The sequence below is a fragment of the Mesorhizobium argentiipisi (SeqCode) genome (assembly GCF_037179585.1).
Classification (GTDB): Bacteria; Pseudomonadota; Alphaproteobacteria; order Rhizobiales; family Rhizobiaceae; genus Mesorhizobium; species Mesorhizobium argentiipisi.
Genome location: NZ_JAPYKO010000024.1, coordinates 77,332 through 99,260 on the forward strand (window position 1 = coordinate 77,332; position 21,929 = coordinate 99,260).

At 62.8% G+C, this 21,929-nt stretch carries 24 protein-coding genes; 12 read left to right on the forward strand and 12 right to left on the reverse strand.

Going from position 1 to position 21,929, the window contains the following annotated elements:
• Positions 1–303: 303 nt before the first annotated feature.
• On the reverse strand, positions 304–714 hold the full coding sequence (locus O7A05_RS26315) for a hypothetical protein (RefSeq protein ID WP_337095878.1): 411 nt from the start codon (positions 712–714) through the stop codon (positions 304–306).
• Positions 715–941: 227 nt separating this feature from the next.
• Here O7A05_RS26315 and O7A05_RS26320 point away from each other — a divergent pair, with 227 nt between their 5' ends.
• The 10 genes from O7A05_RS26320 to O7A05_RS26365 are packed head-to-tail and all read left to right on the forward strand — an operon-like array spanning position 942 to position 10,118.
• Complete coding sequence (locus O7A05_RS26320) at positions 942–1,664, forward strand: heme-binding protein (RefSeq protein ID WP_337095879.1); 723 nt, start codon at positions 942–944, stop codon at positions 1,662–1,664.
• On the forward strand, positions 1,661–3,538 hold the full coding sequence (locus O7A05_RS26325; protein WP_415927057.1) for a methanol/ethanol family PQQ-dependent dehydrogenase: 1,878 nt from the start codon (positions 1,661–1,663) through the stop codon (positions 3,536–3,538). Before O7A05_RS26320 ends, O7A05_RS26325 begins: the two co-directional genes overlap by 4 nt.
• Positions 3,519–4,388 (forward strand): substrate-binding domain-containing protein, encoded by an 870-nt coding sequence (locus O7A05_RS26330; RefSeq protein WP_415927058.1) that lies wholly within the window; start codon positions 3,519–3,521, stop codon positions 4,386–4,388. Before O7A05_RS26325 ends, O7A05_RS26330 begins: the two co-directional genes overlap by 20 nt.
• Complete coding sequence (locus O7A05_RS26335) at positions 4,385–4,918, forward strand: c-type cytochrome (RefSeq protein ID WP_337095882.1); 534 nt, start codon at positions 4,385–4,387, stop codon at positions 4,916–4,918. The genes O7A05_RS26330 and O7A05_RS26335 overlap by 4 nt, the downstream gene beginning before the upstream one ends.
• On the forward strand, positions 4,915–5,928 hold the full coding sequence (gene coxB, locus O7A05_RS26340) for a cytochrome c oxidase subunit II (RefSeq protein ID WP_337095883.1): 1,014 nt from the start codon (positions 4,915–4,917) through the stop codon (positions 5,926–5,928). The genes O7A05_RS26335 and coxB overlap by 4 nt, the downstream gene beginning before the upstream one ends.
• Entirely contained in the window at positions 5,925–7,901 is a 1,977-nt protein-coding gene (ctaD, locus tag O7A05_RS26345) for a cytochrome c oxidase subunit I (protein WP_337095884.1), read from the forward strand. Before coxB ends, ctaD begins: the two co-directional genes overlap by 4 nt.
• On the forward strand, positions 7,898–8,503 hold the full coding sequence (locus tag O7A05_RS26350; RefSeq protein ID WP_224543023.1) for a cytochrome c oxidase subunit 3: 606 nt from the start codon (positions 7,898–7,900) through the stop codon (positions 8,501–8,503). The genes ctaD and O7A05_RS26350 overlap by 4 nt, the downstream gene beginning before the upstream one ends.
• 1 nt (position 8,504) lies before the next feature.
• A complete protein-coding gene (locus O7A05_RS26355; protein WP_337095887.1) occupies positions 8,505–8,846 on the forward strand; it encodes a hypothetical protein in 342 nt (113 codons plus the stop codon).
• Positions 8,843–9,721, forward strand: a complete 879-nt coding sequence (locus O7A05_RS26360) for a cytochrome c oxidase assembly protein (protein WP_337095890.1) — start codon at positions 8,843–8,845, stop codon at positions 9,719–9,721. The genes O7A05_RS26355 and O7A05_RS26360 overlap by 4 nt, the downstream gene beginning before the upstream one ends.
• A complete protein-coding gene (locus tag O7A05_RS26365; protein ID WP_224510172.1) occupies positions 9,702–10,118 on the forward strand; it encodes a c-type cytochrome in 417 nt (138 codons plus the stop codon). The genes O7A05_RS26360 and O7A05_RS26365 overlap by 20 nt, the downstream gene beginning before the upstream one ends.
• Here the strand turns inward: O7A05_RS26365 and O7A05_RS26370 are convergent, their stop codons facing one another.
• The 8 genes from O7A05_RS26370 to O7A05_RS26405 form a co-directional block, all read right to left on the reverse strand.
• Complete coding sequence (locus O7A05_RS26370) at positions 10,119–10,925, reverse strand: ABC transporter permease (protein WP_337095892.1); 807 nt, start codon at positions 10,923–10,925, stop codon at positions 10,119–10,121.
• Positions 10,922–11,647 (reverse strand): ABC transporter ATP-binding protein, encoded by a 726-nt coding sequence (locus tag O7A05_RS26375; RefSeq protein WP_337095894.1) that lies wholly within the window; start codon positions 11,645–11,647, stop codon positions 10,922–10,924. The genes O7A05_RS26370 and O7A05_RS26375 overlap by 4 nt, the downstream gene beginning before the upstream one ends.
• A complete protein-coding gene (locus tag O7A05_RS26380; RefSeq protein ID WP_337095895.1) occupies positions 11,644–12,606 on the reverse strand; it encodes a PQQ-dependent catabolism-associated beta-propeller protein in 963 nt (320 codons plus the stop codon). Before O7A05_RS26380 ends, O7A05_RS26375 begins: the two co-directional genes overlap by 4 nt.
• Positions 12,594–13,814 (reverse strand): ABC transporter substrate-binding protein, encoded by a 1,221-nt coding sequence (locus tag O7A05_RS26385; RefSeq protein ID WP_337095897.1) that lies wholly within the window; start codon positions 13,812–13,814, stop codon positions 12,594–12,596. Before O7A05_RS26385 ends, O7A05_RS26380 begins: the two co-directional genes overlap by 13 nt.
• Positions 13,815–13,972: 158 nt before the next feature.
• A complete protein-coding gene (locus O7A05_RS26390; protein WP_224582752.1) occupies positions 13,973–14,482 on the reverse strand; it encodes a ferritin-like domain-containing protein in 510 nt (169 codons plus the stop codon).
• Between the two features lie 76 nt (positions 14,483–14,558).
• On the reverse strand, positions 14,559–15,425 hold the full coding sequence (locus tag O7A05_RS26395) for a hypothetical protein (RefSeq protein WP_337095898.1): 867 nt from the start codon (positions 15,423–15,425) through the stop codon (positions 14,559–14,561).
• Positions 15,422–15,814, reverse strand: a complete 393-nt coding sequence (locus tag O7A05_RS26400; protein WP_337095899.1) for a phage holin family protein — start codon at positions 15,812–15,814, stop codon at positions 15,422–15,424. Before O7A05_RS26400 ends, O7A05_RS26395 begins: the two co-directional genes overlap by 4 nt.
• Positions 15,811–16,425: a hypothetical protein gene (locus O7A05_RS26405; RefSeq protein WP_337095900.1), complete on the reverse strand. Its 615-nt coding sequence runs from the start codon at positions 16,423–16,425 to the stop codon at positions 15,811–15,813. Before O7A05_RS26405 ends, O7A05_RS26400 begins: the two co-directional genes overlap by 4 nt.
• Before the next feature lie 11 nt (positions 16,426–16,436).
• Here O7A05_RS26405 and O7A05_RS26410 point away from each other — a divergent pair, with 11 nt between their 5' ends.
• The gene (locus O7A05_RS26410; protein ID WP_337095901.1) at positions 16,437–16,724 is read left to right on the forward strand and encodes a hypothetical protein; all 288 of its coding nucleotides are present in this window, start codon (positions 16,437–16,439) and stop codon (positions 16,722–16,724) included.
• Between the two features lie 751 nt (positions 16,725–17,475).
• Here the strand turns inward: O7A05_RS26410 and O7A05_RS26415 are convergent.
• The 3 genes from O7A05_RS26415 to O7A05_RS26425 all read right to left on the reverse strand — a co-directional run bounded on the left by O7A05_RS26415 (position 17,476) and on the right by O7A05_RS26425 (position 20,565).
• Positions 17,476–17,682 (reverse strand): hypothetical protein, encoded by a 207-nt coding sequence (locus O7A05_RS26415; protein WP_337095902.1) that lies wholly within the window; start codon positions 17,680–17,682, stop codon positions 17,476–17,478.
• Between the two features lie 464 nt (positions 17,683–18,146).
• A complete protein-coding gene (locus O7A05_RS26420) occupies positions 18,147–18,536 on the reverse strand; it encodes a response regulator (protein WP_337095903.1) in 390 nt (129 codons plus the stop codon).
• 70 nt (positions 18,537–18,606) lie between these two features.
• Complete coding sequence (locus O7A05_RS26425) at positions 18,607–20,565, reverse strand: sensor histidine kinase (RefSeq protein WP_337095904.1); 1,959 nt, start codon at positions 20,563–20,565, stop codon at positions 18,607–18,609.
• A gap of 471 nt (positions 20,566–21,036) precedes the next feature.
• Here O7A05_RS26425 and O7A05_RS26430 point away from each other — a divergent pair.
• Positions 21,037–21,929 (forward strand): NAD(P)/FAD-dependent oxidoreductase (locus O7A05_RS26430; RefSeq protein WP_337095907.1); only part of this gene is annotated, 893 nt, incomplete at its 3' end.

Consider the following 21,929-nt stretch of genomic DNA (forward strand, 5'->3'; position numbering starts at 1 on the left):
AATGCGTCCCTGGACCGCACACGCAATTACATACAGTGGCAAATCCTAACAAGGAAAAAGACACCCACTCCATAAGGGATGACGAGAAGTCCGAGGGCGATCCAATAGCCGGGCTGCGCTATTGCCGCGAAATCTGAGCGAAGCTGTTCCATTGCCACCAAACGATGCGCCAACATCGTTGTTCCAAGGGGGCAACGGTCCGAGCGCAATATGACGTTCCCGATTTTTGCCAGCAATGGAACATGTTCTTGAGTTTCCAATTCGTGGCAGGATCAAAAGCAGTGGAGATGTTTGGTGTCTCCTCTAACGCCAGAGCAGGTGACGGCGGCTCGGGCCCTGTTGAACTGGTCTCGGGTCAACCTCGGGGCCAAGTGCGATTTGAGTGAGGCCGATATTCGCGAATTTGAGCGTGGTGGCCGTCTCCCCTCGCCAGAAAAGCTGCTTGCCGTGCGCCAGGCATTCCGGGCCGCCGGTATCGTGTTTTTCGGCCAGGGCAGCTCGGGCAAACCTGTCCTCCAATTGCAAATACCGGCTCGTGTTCCGGTCACCAATCGTAGTGATGGTGGGGCTGGGATAGTCGGCAACAGCGAAATGTAGCCGCTCTTCATCCCGATCGGGGGGGGCGAGCGGTTCGTGGAAATCGCCTCTCAGATAGGTCGAGATAGCTTTGCAAGCCTGCCGCAGCCGCAAAACAGCCGAGCTTGCCAACGCCATGATCCGACCTGTCGCCGACGCATTTGGTGCGGCCAGTGATCCAAACTGGTTCCGCTGCCCCGGCGTCCTTCCAGGCCAGCGGACTTGGTCGGCTACAAACCTCTTCATGAAGGAGGAACAAAGCAGGCGGTTGTCAGTTCGGTAACATTCAACAAATGTTCCGGATCATGGCTCATCGTCGGTTTTCGTTGCTAGCTTTGGGCCTTCTGGTCTTGGCGTTTGGCTCGATGCAGCAAAACGCCGCTCACGCGCAAGCGCCCTGCCCGGCCGATCACGACAAGCTGCTTTCGGCCTTGAAGGCCAACGTGAAGGCGAGCGGCGGCCCAGCGAATGGCGGCTTCGAGACCAATGAATGGGCGGCAATAGTTGCCCGCGACGGCACCGTCTGCGCCATTGCCTTCAGTGGACCCACGGCCGATGCGCAGTGGCCGGGCAGCCGACTGATAGCGGCCGAGAAGGCCAACACGGCCAACGGGCTCAGCCTGCCAAACATGGCGCTATCAACAGCCAACCTCTATGCGGGGGTGCAGCCGGGCGGGCCGCTGTTCGGTCTGCACGCCACCAATCCCGTCAATCAGGCAGCAGCCTATGCCGGCGACGCCAATGCTTTCGGCGGCGCCAGCGATCCGCTGATCGGCAAGCCGATCGGAGGCGTCGTCGTGTTCGGCGGAGGCTTGGCCCTGTACGACGGCAAGGCAATTGTCGGTGGTCTCGGCGTCAGCGGCGATTCCTCCTGCGCCGACCACAATGTCGCCTGGCGCGTTCGTGCAGCCCTTGGCCTCGACAAGGTTCCCGCGGGCGTCAACCCCAATCGCAAGGATGCCATCATCTACGATCTCGATTCCGGCGGGAAAAGCGCCTCGGGCTGGGGCCACCCGCTTTGTGCCGGGCACGAGGCCGATATAGCGGCGGAAATCGGTTCCGGCGTCGGAGGTTCGACGCCGAAATGAAGAAAGCAGCGCAACCGGCACGATCCTGCGGGGACGCCCCGATGACCAAGCGCCCGTCGGCGCCCCGAAAACATTCACCGGGCGCCCTTGCAGCGATGCTGTTGGTCTGCGCCCCCTTGCTGACAGCCGCTTCGGAATCGCCGCCAGCACGCGCGATCTCACCGCCTGCCGCGGCAGCACCGCGCGATGACGGGCAATGGACGATGCCCGCCAAGAACTACGCCTCGACCCGCTATAGCGAGCTCGCCGAGATCAATGAACGCAACGTCAAGAATCTGCAGGTCGCCTTCACCTTTTCCACCGGGGTGAACAAGGGGCAGGAAGCGGCGCCGCTGGTGGTCGGCAGCACGATGTACATCGTGAGCCCGTTTCCCAACATCGTCTACGCGCTCGACCTTTCCAAGTCTGGCGCGCCGATCAAGTGGAAATACGAACCCAATCCTGAGCCTGCCGCGCAAGGGGTTGCCTGCTGCGATGTCGTCAACCGCGGTGCTGCCTTCGCGAATGGACGCATATTCTTCAACACGCTCGACGGCCACACCATCGCGCTCGACGCGAACACCGGCCAGCCGGTCTGGAACGCCCATGTCGGCAACATCAATATCGGCGAAACCATCACCATGGCGCCGCTTGTCGTGAAAGGCAAAGTGCTGGTCGGCAATTCCGGCGGCGAGATGGGCGTGCGCGGCTGGGTCAAGGCGCTCGACGCCGGCGACGGTCATGTGGTCTGGACGGCTTACAACACTGGCCCCGACAAGGACGTGCTGATCGGCCCGGAGTTCAAGCCGCATTACGACATGGACAAGGGCAAGGATCTCGGCGTCACGACATGGCCGCCCGAAGCCTGGAAGATCGGCGGCGGCAACATGTGGGGATGGATTTCCTACGATCCGGATCTCAACCTGATCTTCCACGGCACCGGCAATCCTGGCCCCTGGAATCCGGATCTGCGGCCCGGCGACAACAAGTGGACATCGGGAATTTTCGCCCGCGACCTCGATACCGGGGCGGCGAAATGGTTCTACCAGTGGACCCCGCACGACCTGCACGACTATGACGGCATCAACGAGCAGATCCTGCTCGACATGAACTGGCAGGGCAAGCCGCGCAAGGTGCTAATCCGGCCGGAACGCAACGGCTATCTCTACGTCCTTGATCGGGCCACCGGTGAGGTCCTGTCTGCAAAGCCTTATGGACCCGTCAACTCCAGCAAGGGCGTGGATCTCAAGACCGGCCGCCTGATCGAAAACCCAGACAAGCTGACGGGCACCGGCAAGGTCGTCCGCGACATCTGCCCGACCGCGTCGGGCCTCAAGGACTGGCAGCCTTCCGCCTTCTCGCCGAAGACTGGCCTACTCTACATCCCGCACAACAATCTGTGCATGGACGAAGAAGGCGTCGAGGTGAACTACATCGCCGGCACGCCCTATGTCGGAATGAACGTCCGCATGATCCCGGGGCCGGGCGGCAACCGGGGCGCCTTCACGGCGTGGGATATCGCGGCCGAAAAACCCGCCTGGAGCCTCAAGGAGAATTTCCCGGTGTGGAGCGGCGCGGTCGTCACCGCCGGCGATGTGGTCTTTTATGGAACGATGGAAGGCTGGTTCAAGGCGGTGAGCGCCAAGACTGGCGACCTGCTCTGGCAGTTCAAGACCTCGTCCGGCATCATCGGCCAACCTATTACCTATCGCGGCCCGGACGGCCACCAATATGTCGCTATCTTGTCCGGCGTCGGCGGCTGGGCTGGCGCCATCGTGTCGGGCGACCTCGACCCGCGTGATGCCACCGCCGCGCTCGGTTTCGTCAACGCGATGAAGGACCTGAAGAACGCGACCACGGCGGGAGGCACACTCTATGTATTCCGGCTGCCCTGATGTGTTCAGCGTGATCCACAGCGTGGCACGAAAGGTTTTCCCGCCGGTAGCGCTCGGCATCACCGCGCTCGCCTTGCTGCTCTTGCCGGCGACGGCCGGCGCTCGTGAACTCAGGGTCTGCGCCGACCCGAACAACCTGCCCTTTTCCAATGTGGCCGGACAGGGGTTCGAGAACAGGATCGCCGAAATCATCGCCGCCGATCTCGGCGCGAAGCTGACCTACACCTGGTGGGCGCAGCGCCGCGGCTTCGTGCGCAACACGCTGAAGGCGGGTCTCTGCGATCTCGTGCCCGGCACGCCGGCCAATTTCGAAATGCTGCGCACCACGACCCCCTACTACCGGTCGTCTTATGTCTTCGTGACCCGGAAAGCCGGTCCGGACGTAACGTCCTTTAACGACCCGCGGCTGCGCGACATGCGCATCGGCGTTCAACTCATCGGCGACGACGGCGCCAACTCGCCTCCGGTCCAGGCGCTCGGCCGCCGCGGCATCGTCGGTCACCTCGTTGGCTATCCGGTCTATGGCGATTACTCCGCTCCCAATCCCCCGGCCCGCATCGTCGAGGCGGTGGCGAGCGGCGAGGTCGACCTCGCGGTGGTGTGGGGCCCGCTTGCCGGCTATTTTGCCCAGAAGCAGAACGTCCCGCTGCGCATCACGCCGGTTGCGCCTGGCATCGACGGACCGCAATTACCCATGATCTACGATATTTCGATGGGCGTTCGGCGCGAGGACGACGCGTTGCGCGGCGACGTGAACAATGCCTTGGCCAAGCACAAGGCGGAGATCGACGCATTGCTGGCGCAGTATGGCGTGCCGCGCCTCGATGCCTCGGGGAGCACGGTGCGATGAGGTGCGCTGTCGCTGTGCTCTTTCCTGTGGTGCTGATGCTCGTCGCCTGCCAGCGCGAGGAGCGGGACACACGCCCGCAATCAGCCCTTGGCTCGGGCGAGCAGCCGACGCCGGTGACAACTCTGGAACCCGGCGGGCAGCGGCCTTCCCCCACAGATAACAAAGCGGCGAGCTTCGAGGCCAATGCCTTTCATCTGAGCGAAGGCAAGCGCCTGTTCGGCTGGTTCAACTGTTCAGGATGCCATGCCAATGGCGGCGGCGGCATGGGCCCGGCGCTGATGGACGAAAAGTGGATCTATGGCAGCTCGATGGAAAGCATCCATGCCACGATCCGCGACGGCCGTCCGAACGGCATGCCCACCTTCCGCGACAAGATCCCGGACGACCAGATCTGGGAGCTTGCGGCCTTCGTTCGCTCGTTGAGCGGCAACGCGCCCTCCTCCGCCGCGCCTTCCCGCAATGACGACATGATGGCGCACCCGTCGGAAAATCGTATGCCGAATGCCGCCACGCTGGGGAAGTCGCCGTGAAGCGCTTCGCCTCGATTGCGTTCGCCACGGCAATCGCCCTGTTTCTTCAGGGATGCGCCGGCTGGCAATCGGCGCTCGACCCGAAAGGTCCCGCGGCAAGCGAGCTCGCATGGCTGATCTGGTTCTTCACCGGCCTCTGCGCGGCGGTTTGGGTGCTGGTGATGATCGCCCTTGCCTTGCCATTGATGATGCGGCCACGAGAGCGCGCCGAGCCGCTTGTAATCGACGCCGATGCCGACAACCGCAAGCTGCGCGTGGTGTTGACCGCCGTAGCGCTGACCGCGGTGATCCTGGTCGGGCTCACCTTGCTCAGCTTCATTGCCAACAGGACGCTTGCCGCGATCGGTTCCGACGCCGCGCTGACCATTCGCGTCACAGGTCATCAATGGTGGTGGGAGGTCCGCTACGAGGATGCCACACCGAGCCGCATCCTGACCACGGCGAACGAGATCCATATTCCCGCCGGCGAACCGGTGCGGCTTCTTCTCACTTCGACCGACGTTATCCATTCCTTCTGGATCCCGAGCCTTTCCGGCAAGCTCGACCTCATTCCCGGCCGCATGAATGTGCTCGATATCAAGGCGGACAAGCCCGGCGTCTATCGGGGCCAATGCGCCGAGTTCTGCGGCGCACAGCACGCCAATATGGGGACCTTCATCATTGCCGAACCGCGCGAAAAGTTCGACGCCTGGCGGAACGACCAGTTGCAGCCGGCCGCCGCGCCAATGAGCGACGAGGCCAAGACCGGCGAGAACCTCTTCCTAAGACGCCCCTGCGTTATGTGTCACAAGATCGGCGGCACCCCCGCGGGCGGAACGGTCGCGCCCGATCTCACCCATGTTGCCAGCCGGCAGACGCTCGCGGCCGGAACATTGACGATGAGCCGCGGCAATCTCGCCGCCTGGATAGCCGACCCTCAGGGCGTGAAGCCTGGATCCCACATGCCGGTGGTCGATCTCAGCGGCGACGAACTCAACGCCATCGTTGCCTATCTCGAGGGGCTGAAATGAGCAGCGCCGATATCACCAGCGAACGCGATCTGCCTCCCGAAAGTGAAGCGTCCGCCAAAGGCGATATCGCCCCCGAACGTGACGGACCGCGCGACACCGGCTTGGACGATGCCAGCCTGCATCGGTGGCTGGCGCGGACGTGGCGCACGCCTCCCGGTATCATCGGCGCGCTGTCGAGCGTCGACCATAAGGTCATCGCCCGCCGATACCTGATCACCGCCTTCCTGTTTCTGTGTTTGGGCGGCCTCAACGCCGTTGTCATGCGTATTCAGCTCTCGGGCCCGCAGCGCGGCCTGATCGGACCGGATCTCTACAACCAGCTGTTTACGATGCATGGCGTCACCATGATGTTCCTGTTCGCCGTGCCCATCGTCCAGGCGACAGGCATCTATCTGGTGCCGTTAATGGTCGGCACCCGCAACATCGCCTTCCCACGCCTCAATGCCTTCAGCTATTGGGTCTATGTCTCAGGAGGCCTCTTCGCCTGGGTGTCCTTCGCCCTCTCGATGGCGCCGGATGTGGGCTGGTTCGCCTATGTGCCGCTGTCCGGGCCGGAATACGCTCCAGGCAAGCGCGCAGACGTCTGGGCGCAGATGATCACCTATACCGAGGTCTCATCCCTGGCGGTCGCCGTCGCGACCATCGTCACCGTATTCAAGCAGCGCGCGCCCGGCATGGCGCTCGACAAGATCCCGCTCTACGTCTGGGCATTACTGGTCACGTCCTTCGTCGTCGTCTTCGCCATGCCGGCGGTGATGATCACTTCGACCTTCCTGATCCTCGACCGGCTCGTCGGCACGCATATCTTCAATCCGGCCGAAGGCGGTGACGCGCTGCTGTTCCAGCATCTCTTCTGGTTCTTCGGCCATCCCGAAGTCTACATCATCTTCCTGCCGGCGACCGGCATGGTCTCCGCCATCATCCCGGCCTTCGCCCGGCGGCCGATGTTCGGCCATCTCGGCTTGGTCCTATCGTTGATCGCCGTCGGTTTCCTATCGTTCGGCCTCTGGGTCCACCACATGTTCGCGACCGGGCTGCCGAAACTGGGGGCCAGCTTCTTCACCGCCTCGAGCATGATGATCGCAATCCCGAACGGCGTTCAGATCTTCTGCTGGCTGGCGACTCTCTGGGACAGCAGACCGGTGATCCGTACGCCCCTGCTGTTCGTCTTCGGCTTCTTCTTCACCTTCGTCATCGGCGGCCTGACTGGCGTCATGCTTGCCTCCGTGCCGCTCGACCTGCAGGTGCACGACACCTATTTCGTCGTCGCTCACTTCCATTACGTGCTGATCGGCGGCTCGGTCTTTCCGCTGCTCGGAGCTGCCTATTTTTGGTTTCCCAAAATCACCGGCCGCATGATGAGCGAGCGCCTCGGGCGTTGGCACTTTTGGCTGGCGATGGTCGGCTTCAACGCGGCTTTCTTCCCCATGCACATCGTCGGCCTGTGGGGCATGCCGCGCAGGGTCTACACCTATCCGGCCGAGCTCGGCTGGGGGAACATCAACCTCTTCATCAGTACCGGCGCGGTGCTCTTCTTCCTGAGCTTCGTGCTGTTTGCCTTCAACCTCGTCCACAGCGCATTGAGGGGTGCGCCTGCCGGCGACAATCCCTGGGACGCCGGCACGCTTGAATGGGCGACGTCCTCGCCGCCGCCCAGCTATAATTTCGCGCGCATTCCGATCGTGACGAATGTCGAGCCGCTCTGGGCCGAACGCGAGGCGCTCCCCGTCGCGACCGGGCTTCGCGTCGACGTGCGCGAGTTGGTCGTCTCGACGGTGGCGGAAGCCCATCCCGACATCCGCGAGAAATCGGCGACGCCGTCGATCTGGCCGCTGCTGGCGGCGATCGCCGTCGGCGCCACCTTCCTCTACTCGATCTTCACGCCCTGGGCGATCGTCTGGGGCGCCGCGCCGATCGCCATCACCTTGATCGGATGGTTCTGGCCCAAGGGCGATCCGGAGGACGAGGAATGAACCAGCGCCCCGCCATGGACCTTTCCGGCCTCCCGACCTTTGGACATGGCCCGCGCAGCCCGACCTGGTGGGGTACGCTTGGCTTCATGGCGTTGGAGGGCACGGGCTTTGCGCTGGCCGCCGGCGCCTATCTCTATCTCGCGACCTTGTGGCCCAACTGGCGGCTAAGCGCACCGCAGCCCAACCATTGGCCCGGAACGATCGTAACGCTGCTTCTCATCGCCAGCCTGGTTCCCAACCACATACTGAACGGCTACGCCAAGCAATGCGCTATAGGACCGGTGCGGATCGGGATGGTGGTGATGTCGCTGCTCGGCATCGCGCCGCTCGTCGTGCGCTGGTTCGAATTTCCCGCGCTGAACATCTACTGGGACACGAACGCCTACGGCTCGATGCTGTGGGTGCTGCTCGGTCTTCACACGACGCATCTGATCACCGATGTCGGCGACACAATCGTTCTGACGGTGCTGATGTTCACGCACCATGGCTACAGCGGCCGGCGCTTCGGCGACGTCGGCGACAATGTCTTCTACTGGGATTTCGTGGTCCTCACCTGGATCCCGATCTACCTGCTCATTTACTGGGTACCGAGGCTGGGCTGAAATGCGCGCGCTGCGACTGGGCACGTCCTGGGGTGGTTTGTTGTCGGGGCCTTTGGCCTGGGCAATCTCGACGCAGCTGAACTATTCGCTTGTGCACTGGCAGTGCAATCGCCAGGTGCAGGTCGTGCTCCCGGTGGCGCTGTTGCTCGCCGTATTTTCTCTGCTGGGCGGCGCGTTATCTTGGCGGGCGAAGCGGCAAGGCGGCGCCGCCTTCAAGCCGGAGCGCACGCGCAGTACCGAGCGTTTCGTCGCCGATCTCGGCATGCTCGCGGCACTGCTGTTTGCCCTCGTCATCATCATGCAGGGCAGCGCGGCGCTTATTCTCGACGAGTGCCTGCGATGAGTCTCGAGGCCTTCTTTTCGACCTCGATCTGCTATGGCGCCGGCGCGCCCGAGGCCGGATGGACGGTGGCGTTTCCCATCACGCTTCCCTTGGCTGCAATCGCGCTCATCTATGGGATCGGCGCAAGCCGGCTATGGCGCCGCAGCGGCCAAGGCCGACCCGAGCGGCTACGGCAAGCTCTCTTGTTCGCCGCCGGCTGGGGCGTTTTGACGGGAGCGCTGGTCAGCCCGATCCATGCGCTCGGCGAGCGGGTGTTCTCAGCCCATATGATCGAGCACGAGTTGCTGATGGCCGTAGCGGCGCCGCTTCTTGTCGCCGCCTGCCCCGGCGCGGCCTTGATGTGGGCGTTGCCGGCCACACTTCGCCGAGGGACGGGAAAGCTCACCCATGGCAAGGTGCTGCAGGCGCTCTGGGCCCTCGCCGCGCGCCCGCTCAGCGCGACGGTCCTTCATGGGATAGCAATCTGGACCTGGCACGTTCCGGCGCTGTTCGAGGCAGCGCTGCAGCAGGGGGTGTTGCACTACGCGCAGCATGCGAGTTTCCTCGGCACTGCCTTGCTGTTCTGGTGGGCGCTTCTGCCACGCTCTGGCCGACGGCAAACCTATGGCAGCTCCGTCATGCATCTTTTCTTCACCTCGCTGCATACCGGCCTGCTCGGCGTCCTGCTGCTGCTATCGCCAAAACTCTGGTATCCGGCGAATGCCTCCGGCGCGGCGCTCTGGGGCCTGAGCCCGATCGAGGACCAGCAGCTCGCCGGGCTAGTAATGTGGGTTCCGGCCGGTTTGATCTATGGCGGAGCGGCCTTGCTGCTCGCCGGCCTTTGGATAAGCAACAGTGGAACCAGGGAGGCAACGCATGCGCTCCGACCTGGCTAGGCTGATCGGCGGCGCCCTTGCCGCGATCCTCCTGCTGGCCGCGGCAGTCGGCGCGGCGGCCTTATGGACCGACCGGCGCGAGCGCGTCCGGCACGAGTCGGATGTGGCGACCGGCGGCGTGGGCGCACGCGCCATTCCGATCATGACCGCGAATGGCTGTTCCGGCTGCCATACGATTCCCGGCGTGCCGGGAGCGCAAGGCCAGGTCGGGCCGCGCCTCGACGGCAGCCTAGCCGGCCGTGTCTATATCGGCGGCGTTCTGGCAAACAATCCGGAGAACCTGATCCGCTGGATCCGGTCGGCAAGGGAAATCAACCCGCATACCGCCATGCCGTCGACAAGGATCACCGAGCAGCAGGCGCGCGATATCGCGGCCTATCTCTATGCCCTCAGATAATCAGCCTTCGCCGCCGCGCCGGGACCACAGGCCGCGGCCTGGATCGTAGCCGACCACCGCCGCCAGGAAGAATGCCCCAAGGCAGGCGACAACGACGAGCATGGAAACCACATCGAACCGCAGGTAGAGCGCGAAGCGGATCAGCTCGACCGCCGAGCTGAATGGGTTCCAGGCGGCGATCGTCGCCAGCACCGGACCGGCTTCGGCGAGCCGCCAGATCGGATAGAGCGCCGTCGAGGCAAAGAACATCGGGAAAATGACGAAGTTCATCACGCCGGCGAAGTTCTCCATCTGCGTCGAGATCGAGGACACCAATAGGCCGAACGCACCGAGCATCAGACCCGACAGCACGAGCGCCGGAAACACGGCGACATAGCCCAGGATCGGCGGCCGCACGTCCCAGAAGCGCGCCACGAAAAGGAACAGGTAGACCAGCGGCAGGCCGACGATCACGCTGGCCAGCAGGCGCGCGGCAAGCAGGTACCAGCGCGGCAGAGGTGCCGTCAGCAGCAGGCGCATGCTGCCCAGCTCGCGGTCGTAGACCATGGCCAGCGAGCTTGCCATGGCATGAAACAGCAGCATCATGGCCACCAGCCCGGGCACAACATAAACCTCGTAGAGGACATAAGTCTGGTAAGGCGGCGTGATCGACAGGCCGAGTACCGAGCGAAAGCCGGCGGCGAAGATCGCCAGCCAGACAAGCGGACGGACCATCGCGGAGAACAGGCGCGCGCGCTGCCGCAGCGTGCGCAGCATTTCCCGCTGCAAGATGCCGTGGAGCGCCCGCAATGCGTGATGCGTCTTCATGGCGACCCCGTCAGCGAGGCGAATGCCTCCGCGATGCTTTCGACCCCAAGCTCGGTGGAGATGCGATCAGCGCGACCGGCCCAGCGCACCCTGCCCTGATCCAGCACGACGATGTCGTCATCGGCTCCCACTTCTTCAAGGAAATGCGTCGCCCACAGAACGGCGATGCCGCGCTCGCGGCAAAGCTCTCTCACATGCCGCTCGAGCGCGCGCCGTCCCGGCACGTCGAGCCCGGCGGTCGGCTCGTCGAGCAGCAGCAGGCGCGGACCATGCATCAGCGCCCTTGCGATCTCCACGCGTCGGCGCTGACCGCCGGACAGCGCGCGGGTGGGATGATCGATCCTGTCCAGCACTCCCAGGCGGCTGAGTTCCTCCCTGGAGCGCTGCTTGCTCAAGTCTGCGGGAATCCCGTGCAGGGCCGCGTGGTAGCGCAGGTTCTCCCCCGCCGTCAGGTCGAGATCGAGCGTCGGCAGTTGGAAAACGATGCCCATTTGCGCGAGCGCGGCGGATGGGTTCGCCTCCATCGCCTGGCCAAAGACATGCACAGATCCTGCCCGCGCGTGATAGAGACCAGTGATCAGCGAGAACAAAGTCGTCTTGCCGGCCCCGTTGCGTCCAAGCAGGATGCACATCCTCCCTTCAGCCACAACGAACGAGACCCCCTGGAGAACCCGCCGGTTTCCGAAACTGTGGCCCAGCTCCTCGACCGACAGCGCGTTCATGGGCCGATCACGACGCTCCATGGGCCGCGCCCCACCGGCAGCGATTTCACCACCTCCTGATTCTCCAGGTCAATGAAGGAGATGTCGCCCGAGTTGCCGTTGGCGCTGATCAGGCGCTTCTGGTCGTCCGAGAGCGCGACATGCCAGGGCCGCTGGCCGACGAGGTAGAGGCGCCGGACCTCAAGGGTCTTGGTATCGACCTCGGCAATCCTATTGGCCGGACCGAGCGCTACATAGGCGTTCGCGCCGTCGCGCGACATCACGATACCGACCGCCTGCACGCCCTCGCGCCGAATACCCGGCACCTCGAACTCGATCTTACCCGTTTGAGCGCGCGTCGCGGCGTCGAACACCGTGGCGGTGCCGCGGATTTCGGACGACACCCACAATTGCTTGCCGTCCGGCGAGAACGCCGCCGCGCGCGGCCGCGTGTCGATGAGCAGATTGTCGATGAGCTCGAGCGTGGCGGCGTCGATAAGATGGACCATGCTCGTGGTCTCGGAGGTACAGGCGACCGTGCGTCCGTCCGCACTAACCGCCATGCCTTCCGGCTCCACCCCGACATCGACGGTGCCGATAACCTTGGCCGCCGCGATATCCACGACCGAAACCAGATTGTCATTCTCATTGGCCACAAAGAGCCGTTTGCCATCCGGGTGGACGACGAAGAATTCCGGATCGGCGCCCGAAGGCAATCGACCGACCACTTGCCGCCTGGCGAGATCGATCATGTCGATGCGGTTGTCGTCGCCTTCGGCAACGAACAGCGTCTTCTTGTCGATCGAAAGCGCCATTCCGCGCGGACGCCGGCCGACTTCGATCGTGTCCTGAAGGGTCATGGTCGCCCCGTCGACGACCGCGACGGTGTTGTCCTGTTCGTTGGAGACGTAAATCGTCTCTGCCGAGGCGGAACGAGCGAGGATCAACATCGAAAGGACGAGCGCGATCAGAACTTGCACGTGCTCTCCTCCAGATCGATGCCCAGAGTGTCGAGCGCCGTACGCTGGTGCAAGAAGCCCGGCTGTGGCGAGCTCGAGACGAGCAGGCGAGGACCAGCGATCAGGATGGGCTGGCGCATCTGCCCGTCCCACGGACGGAAACTCAGCCCCTGTCCCTTGAAGCCGGCGAGAAGGAAATCGTCGCTGCGCAGATAGTTTCTGATCGCGGTCGGATCGAGACTGTGCAGCCGCGTTGCCGCCTCGCCAACGCTTCTGACGGCAAGCCAGGCGGCGTAGTCGCTGGGCAGCATCCAGCGCCCGGCCAGCTTGTGGAAGCGATCCTGGAGCTGCGTGGCACCCCACTCCTCGTTGACCGCACTCCAGCCGGTTGCGACCAGCCCTTGCGTCCCGGCCACCGGTCTCGGAAGAGCGGTGCGCCCCTCGAGATAGGCGCCGAATTCATCGGCTTCGTCGGCTGCGACCAGAACATCATAGTCGCTGACTTGCGTGGCGGCGGGGATCTCGGTCTGCAGCGTGACGTGCCCGGTGTCCGCGCGGCCGTTGGCGGGCCGGAACGTCCAGGGCTGGTCGACCGTGATTTCCGCTCCGAAGCGCGTCGCGGCGCGCCGGAAGGCAGCCGCCATCGCCTGATCTTGCGGATGCGGCCCGACCAGCAGGAACCAGTGCTGCCAGCGTTTCCAGACCAGATATTGCGCCAGGGCGTCGGCGAGCATGGCGTGGCTCGGAATTGTGTGCAGCACGTTCCTGCGGCAATCCTCCTGACGCAGGCGATCATCGGGTGCGCGGCTGTTGAACAGCGTCATCCGCTCGGCGCCGGGTGCTGCGCTCGCCTGCAGCAATTGGGGCGCATCCAGATCGGCAACCACAAAGCTGATGCCGGCGGCGGCGAATTCCTTGATCGCTTCGGCTGGCGTCTCGCCGACCTTGAGGATGGCTTGCTGTAACCGGAATTGCTGGCCGAGAAAGCGGCCAGTGCCCATGTCCTCGCCAATGCCCAGCCGGGCGCCTTGCAGGCCATCGTCGGTGACCGTCTGATCGAGAGGTCCCAGCGGCAAAGGCGGAGTCCGCTGTTGGCCAAGATAGCCGATCACCATAGTATGCGGCTCGGCAAGCCCGGGGACGGGTGCGGCGAGAAGCATGACCAATGCCAGCGCCTGCCTTATCCGGCTCGGGTTGCGCAAGCGAAGCTGAATGTTCGAAATCGGCACGGGCACTCCAGGACGGCAGCGACCCTAATGCTTTGCAGTAAGGAATGTTCCTGGATTCAAGCGAGCTGAGCCCGCCCCAGTCGCACAGCGCGGCGGGCGGTAAGCCTTCGACCGGTGGGGGAGCCCCGACGGCCCTGACTCATTGTTCCTATCCCAAGTCAGCGTTTCGCGCTGTCGCTGTCTGCGTCTGCCCGCGTCAAGAACTGTTCCGTGACCTGCGGCAGGTTGCTCTTCAGCCACTCGGCCATGGCTTCCTCCTCACGCAGGTTCTGTTCGCACACGCGAGCAATCTCTGCCTCGCCCGCGGCATTGGCCGCGGCGATGAGGATCGTGTAGGACGCGATTTCCATGTGTTCGAACGTGTAGCTCGCAAGCGAGCCTTTCATGACCTCGTCGCCGGCGAACACGCCGCTGATCGACTGCGCCGTGGCGGTCAGCTTGCCGCCCGCGTCCTTCAGCATGGACGATCCTTCGTCCATGCCATCCAGACAGGTCTTCAGCCGCCTGGCCTGCTCTTTCGTTTCTTCCAGATGAGTGCGAATTCGCTCGCTGAGTTCAGGGTAGCTCTCAATCCGGCTCAATTGCCCCGACAGCATCGTCTCTGCCTGTTCCTCCATGGCGTGAGCGTCCCTCAACCATTGGACAAGCCATTCGCGCGATTCAGCCATTGCGGTGTCTCCATCTATCTGGCGCCGCTCGAACCGAGGGAGGCGCACATTGTTCCTTGAGGTGTTGAAAAAGCAGCTACGATTTCCGGGACGAGGACGCGTCGGAATCGGAAAGTTTCTCGCGCACCGATTCGTCGGCCTTGTCGGCCGCGGCTTTGACGACCCCGCCGACCTTGTCGGCCAGCGTGCCCTCGCTCGACGCCTGCCGTCCGGCTTCGTCGCTCGCCGTCTGGTAGGCTTCGGCCGCGACTTGCTTTGCAGCGTCGAGGCCTTCTTTCAAAGTGTCTTGGGCAGTCTCCCCAAGCCTCTCGCGATAGGCCCCCAACCGCTCGTCCTCGACCTCAGTGTGGGGCAGCATGGCGCCGATCGCAGCTCCGATGGCGAGGCCGATGGCGGCCGCGGCGAGAGGCTGGTCTTGGAGCAAACTATGCGCCGATCGGCTGGCGCTCGTCGCCATATCGGCCGCAGCTGCCGCCGAGCTCGCCAGTGTGTCGGCTGCGCTGTTTGCCATGTTCGGCACTGTGCCGGCCGCTTCGCTTGCCATTCCCGAGACAGTTCCGGCAGCCCCGCGGACCGCTTCGGCGACAGAGCCTGCCGCATCCGAAGCGGTCGAACCCATTCCGGCGCCGAACGCTCCACGATCGAGGCCAGGACCTCGCCGCGTCACACCATCGCTGCCAGCCGAGGCACCGGAGGCGCCGCTGCCCAACATCAACCAAGCCAGGCCCGCACCGATCACCGTCAGCGGCAACGGATTGTCGCGCACCTGGAGTTTCAGATTGTGAAGCATGTCGGAGCCTGCGCCGCCTTTGAAAAGCCCAGTGAACTCATCGAAGAGCTGCCCGGGGGTCATTTTGTCGCGAATTGAGTCGGCGGTCGCTACCACCCTTGCGCGCGTGGCCTCCGCCTCGCGTTCGAGCTCGGCTGCGGATCTCTCGGTCATCTCGCTTGTTCCTTGATCACGTTCACGTCACGCTTGAGCTGTTCCTGTGTGCGGTCCGGCGCGAGCGCGGAAGGCGCCATGCTCGCCATGCCGGTCCGCAACAGGATCACTCCCAGCACGGCAACGACCACGCCGACGAGCAGAGCGGACCACCCGGCGCCCAGACCAAGGCGGGCCAGGGCGATCACAAGCGCCTGCAACAAAATCAGCAGCGCTGCCAGCAAACATATCGCGCCGCCCAGCACCTCGACAGCGCCTGCGCCAGCCTTGGTCGCGTTCTCCGATATCTCTGCTCTTAGGAGCCTCGCCTCCGTTTGCACGAGCGTGCTCACCTGTTGCGCCAGATCGGCGACCAACGTGCCGAGACTTGGATTGTCCTGAGTGCTCATTTCTTCAGCTCCGCTGCCTTGCCGGGTATGCCGCCGTCGGAACCCCAATTTGCTGGAACGCTATCCCGGCGCGCGCTCGTTCCCGGGCCGGTTTGTCCGGGGTATTCGGGCGTGGTGGCATCCTGCGTCGGATGGCGCGTGCCGGGCGGCGAAGCCTTTATGAAGCGGCCAAGTGCCAATCCCGCCAGAACCGAACCGGCAAGAAGCGCTCCAGGATTCTGGCGGCCAAAAGACTGAACGTCTTCGAGCACTTGTCCGAACGGCTTCTCCTTTAACGAGGAGGACAGCCGTTCCAGCCCGCTTGCGGCCTCCTGCATGAATTTGGAGGCCGCACTCTGGTCGCTGTTGGCCAGGTGATCGCTCGCGGCACGCAGGGCGCCGCCGAAAGCGGCCAGGCTCGATCCGATATCGCGCTGCGTCTGCTCGGCCTTTTCGGAGACGGCCTGCTGGGCTTCGGCGGCATACGCTCCAGCCCTGCGGGCGACCTCGTCGCGGGCATCGTGGAGAGCTTCGCCGGCGCTTTGCGTTTCTTGCCGGATTCGGTCGGAAACTTCGTCCTTGGCTTTGGCAAAGTCCGCGGACTCGGGGCCCCGATCATTCTCGCGCTGCATGGTGCCTCCTAGTGAAAGCCGAGGAAGGAAAGCACTGCCAGCACGACGACGATCAGACCAATGAGATAGATGACACTGTTCATGGTGCAGCCTCCTCGATGCACTCCGAACTTCCCGCCTGCGGCAATGTTCCCCTGTACGAGCAGCTTTTTAGCAACTCGTCATTTGCCCTGGGGCTTTGCTCTGAAAGCGGCAAAGTCTTGCCTGCCGGCAAGATGATCGAGGTGCACAGTCCCCATCCTCAAGCTCCCCGGATTCGGCCGACAAGGTGTTCGCTCAGCCAGCCCGGCAAGGCGTAGATCCTGGTCCGTCCCGCGTCGATGTCGAATTCGATGTTGACGCGGATATCGCGCACCTTGTTCCGCGCGATCCGGCCTTGCCCGGCGCCTGCGCTAAGCTTTGCCCTGGGCGGCCCATGGAGCCGTTTCTGGTTGGCCAATCTCCCGCAAGAGATGACGCTCGGGTCGGGGCAGCCCGGGCGACCGGTAGCCCGTTCTCACTGCGGAGTTGACGGGCTCTTACTATTCAGCGGAACCTACTATACGCCTCCCGCTTATCGAAGGATGAGCGCACGCGGACTAAACCCCCGATGGATAGGTACCAGAGCACCTGCCGAACGTCCTCAGCGACGACCCTGCGCGGTGAGCGACCTGGCAGCGAGATGATGAAGGCAGCAGAACCCGAGAGCCCGTCGGCCCGACAAATTAATGAAGAAGCCAACAGCGTGTTCGAACTGATCTTCGAAGCGATCCAACACCGAGCTGGCAGCACGGCACAATGAGCAGCAGCCGCAAATCAAGGCGCCTGTGGATCGCCTTCAGTATCCTGATCGCAGGGTTGGTGGTCATCTTGCTCGCCGGGCTCGCCTACGCTGTTTTAATCCAGCATCCAGTCGGCTAATTCAACGGCCGACGCATACGGGACCTAGAGGTCAGGTACCTGAGAGCGTCAGCTGCCAGAATTGGGCTGAGCGCGTCACAATTGACGCCCGACTAGGCTAGGCGCTTTGATTGCGCGTTAAATTGCGATGCGTGAATGGGAGGACAGGCGTTACTGCCCACAGCCCTTGAAGGCAAACCGGTACACAACCTTGTCTGCCTCATCCGTAACTCGAATCCAGCGCTGTTCGTCGCCACGTGTGTTCACGACCTCACTGCCCGTTGCCGTTTCAGCTGCCACCCATGGCGTATCGGCGTCAATGGTATGTTCAGCCACAACTCTGTCCCGGTCCATCTCTTCCACCCGATAAGCCTTCATGTGCGATCTCTGCTGCGTTCATTCCCTCTCCGAACACAGAGCGAGCAAGCTTTGTTCCTGCCCCGAGCGGTCGGCGTTTACGGGCAGCTAAGGCAGATAGGTGATCGGGACGTCCTCGCGGTCTGCCTTTCTCGAGCGTGGAGGTGCCTGAGTTAATCGTAAGTTGCTGGGGTCCTTGATTCCGCCTTGCAGGCAGCCGACCGGCCTCGGCGCCGGTCCAATTGCGGTCCAATCTGTTCGAAATCAGGAACGCTCGGTGTCCCGGCTCGCCGGCGGCGGCTTCACTACTTTCTTGCTCGGCAGCGGCGGAGCCTTGTCCGTGGGTTTCGTATCCTTGATGACCTTCTTCATCGTGCGGTTGAAGTTCTCCTGGGAGACGTTCCCAGTTGCGACACGGTTTGGTCCTCGGCTGCTTGCAGGCGATCCATCTTTGGGCATCAGGCGTCTAGCTCCGACCGCTCGTGTTAGGATGGGTCGATGATCGACAGGTGGTTGAGCAACGTGGATACCGCCGTAACTATCTGTGGCATGAAGAACGGCTTGGCAATCATGATGCTGTTCGGGACACCTTCGTGAGCCCAATGCGCTGCACCGTCGCCGCTTATGTAGACGACCGGCAAGACATTATTGATGCGGCGAAAACGTCGCGCCAGCTCCCACCCCGTCTCGCCAGAGCCGAGCCGAATATCGGTCACCAGCGCTTTGAATTTTTCTGGGTCGGCATCGTAGGTGGCCGCCGCGCTCGCCGCGTTATTTGCCCCGACGACCTCGAAGCCGGCTTCTTCAAGCGCAGACTCCAGGTCGAGCAAAATCATTGTCTCGTCTTCAACGACTAGGACCGCACCATCGCCCATATCTGCGAGTACCCCCCGAGCGAACCCCAACGCCTGATCGGAACTTATGTTCCGTGAGCGTTGCGGGATGTTATCTTTCCTCGCTCAAGTTCACGCGGAACGCACAATGTAAACCAGCTCGGCCGTAGGTGATCTTCACCCCACCAGCGTTCTTTCCCTCGAATACCCGTTGGAGCAGTTGCGTACCAAATCCACTTTTCCCAGGGGTGACAGGTGGACCGCCCTTCTCACGCCAATCGAGCTCGAGAACCCGATCGCCTCCCGCCCCCTGCAGCTTCCAATCGATCGCGATAGATCCCGTTGCGTTGGAGAGCGATCCATATTTGATCGCGTTTGTCGTCAGTTCATGAAGCGCTAGGGCGAAAGAGAGCGCGATGTTGGGTGGAAGCCAGACTTGTTCGCCGCTGAGGTCGAAACGGTCGAGAGAGGCATGCGGCTCAACGGCGGCCGCAATCAGAGCGCTGAGATCGGCGCCGCTCCAGTTCTCGCGGGTCAAGATGTCGTGCGCCTTTGCCAGAGACACAAGTCGGCTGGAAAGCACTTGACCCGCCTGTGCCAGGCTGCTGGCGTTGCGCATGGTTTGGGCGGCTATGGCCTGAACCACAGCAAGGGTGTTCTTGACCCTATGGTTCAGTTCATTGACGAGCAACTGGCGCTGTTCCTCCCCCCGTTTACGGTCAGATATGTCCAGGCTGATCTGCACTGCGCCCACCACCGACCCTTCCGAGCTGCGAATGGGCCGCGCGCTGGAAAGCAAATATCGCTGCGCCCCTGATGGCAGAGTGTATGCAAATTCCTCGTTGGTGGTCTCTTCGCCTCGCATTGCCCTGCTAAGCGGGCGGTCCTCTCGGCTGATGGTTTGGCCGTTTTTGTAGGCAAGAGTATCGATCACCAGATCCGGTTTTCCAAATGGCCTGTGAGGCTGGGGCGACAGACCCATAAGTTCCGCCGCAAACCGGTTGCGGATAACCTGGCGCGCCTGCGGGTCATAGGTAAACCAGACCGCAGCGGGAACCGTCTCCAAGACCGTTTCCAACTCGCGCGTGCGCTCCGCAATTGCACGCTCTGCCGTGATCATGGCCTGACCAATCGTGTCGAATTCCGCGACCGAGGTAAGGATCGGCTCCACAGCGCGGCCGCTGCCGAGCGCATCGGCTCGCCCGACGAGTTCTGCGGTGGCCTTGGTGAACCTCCTGCCGACGAAGTAGGCCAGGGCAAGCGAGAAAAGCAGCGCCGAAAGACCGATCCCTCCGATCTGCGCGAACGACCACCAGAGCGGCGCCTGGACCTGGGATAGTGGAATGTTGGCGGTGTAGAACCAGCCAGAATAGGGTGATCGGTAATATCCAGCCAGCAATCTGTTCCCTTCGAAATTCTGAGACTGGAAGGTTCCGGAGCGGCCCACGACCTTAGCCACGTATTCAGGCAAACCGGGCCTGCCGGCGACCTGATCATGCATTTTGGATCTGGCGACATATTTTCCCTCGCGGTCCCCGACACCGACCGTCCATCCCTCCGGAACCGCTGGCAGCATGGCAAGGCGGATGCGTTCGGTAGGAAATGATTCCGAAAGGAACAACGGTTCGCCGCTGAAGCCCGACACCTGCGCAGTGACGGCGACGCGATACTCGTTAGCCCTGTGCCCAGCGAACACGTTGCCGAAGAGAATTCCAGCCAGTTTCAGTTGCTCGCGTTCGTCAACTGTGAGCGGGGTTGTTAAAGACATATCGGAGGCGAGCTCAGGTCCGGTGCTTGCCAACTGGCGACCGTCGAGATTCCGCAGTGTGATTACCTCGTCCGTCCCTTGGACAAGGCGGCGCGCCTCGGCGCCAAAGGCCAGCAAGTCTCCATTGGCCAGAGCGGGGGACCTGGAGAGGCCATCAAGAACCGTCTTGAGATTAGAGAGTTCGCCTTCGACCACCAGCGACACCTGTCGAGCGGTCCACAGAGCTTCCTGCTCGATCCGTGACCTTTCATGCAGTGCGTACGTCACCAGCAGATAGGCAGCAAAAAGCCAGACGGGCAACACGGCTGCCGCGATTAGTCCAAGCAGATGGGCTCGTGCCGATCGACGAGACAATCTTGTCCCCTGTTCGCCCTCAAAGGTACCTTAATCCCATGCGCGCCAACGACAAGCGCGAGGAAGCAGCGCGCAGCGCTCCATTTGAGGCATGCGTTGGATATTGACGGTATCGAGGACGCCAATCGCGCACGATCCAGACAAACAGCGGCGCGTAGCGCGGAAATTCCTGAACCAAACAGCGGCCCGCGCTTTAAGAAATGAAAGGGGATGCACAGGACTGTGTCGTTTATGCTCAGACTAACGACAAAACTTCCATTCCGTGAGGGCAAGTTGAGGAGGAGAGCGCCCTCGCCTCGCATGCGTTTACTTATAGAAAGGTGCGAAGAACAAGGCAGTCCTAGGCACCTCAATCCGCAGGCCCGCAGCTTGTCACGATCCACACTCAGGGGTTCCAGTGAGCTCGTTGGGATTTAAGTCATGACCGATCAGGGACATCATCGCGCCGAGCAAATTGACTGCTTGATAGTTGGAGGTGGCCCCGCTGGGCTCGCGGCCGCGACTTATCTCGGCCGCTTCCGTCGTCGAGTCGTTCTTTTCGATGCCGGTGAAAGCCGCGCGAAGTTCATTCCGATTACCCGCAACTGTCCCGGCTTTCCCGACGGTATATCCGGCCCTGACCTGCTAAGTCGTTTGCGGCAACAGGCCTTGCGGAGCGGCGCGGAGCTTAGGGACGAAGCAGTCCACGACATTAAGCGCGACGGGGCCGAGTTTATTGCTGCCGGTCCAACATCCGTTCGAGCCCGTGCGGTGCTCCTGGCAACGGGTGTGGTCGACACGCTTCCTGACATCCCACTGGCTACCGACATGATTAGAGGGGGGACAATGCGCCTTTGCCCGATCTGCGATGGCTACGAGGTCATCGATAAGCGTGTCGCAGTAATGGGCCCTTTGAAAGAGGCGGTGAAGAAGGCGTCGTTCATGCGAACCTACACCCGCGACCTTACCGTACTTGCGACCGACGGGGCGTGTCGAATGGATGAATGCTCAGGCCCACTGAGGGAAGCTGGAATCCGGGTTGAGGCCTGCATTCCCAATTCGCTCCGCCCGCTCGGTGAACATGCCATTGTCCTACTCTCCGGCGGAGCGACCTGCACATTCGATGCGGTCTATCCGGCGATGGGATGCAGGACAGGGGCTAAGTTTGGAATAGACCTCGGGGCGACTTGCGACGACCTCGGATACATTATTGTGGATGCGCATCAGCGAACCGTTGTGCCCGGTCTCTATGCCGCTGGTGATGTGGTGAACGAAATCAACCAGATCGCGGTAGCGTTCGGCCACGCTGCGATCGCGGCCACGGACATTCACAA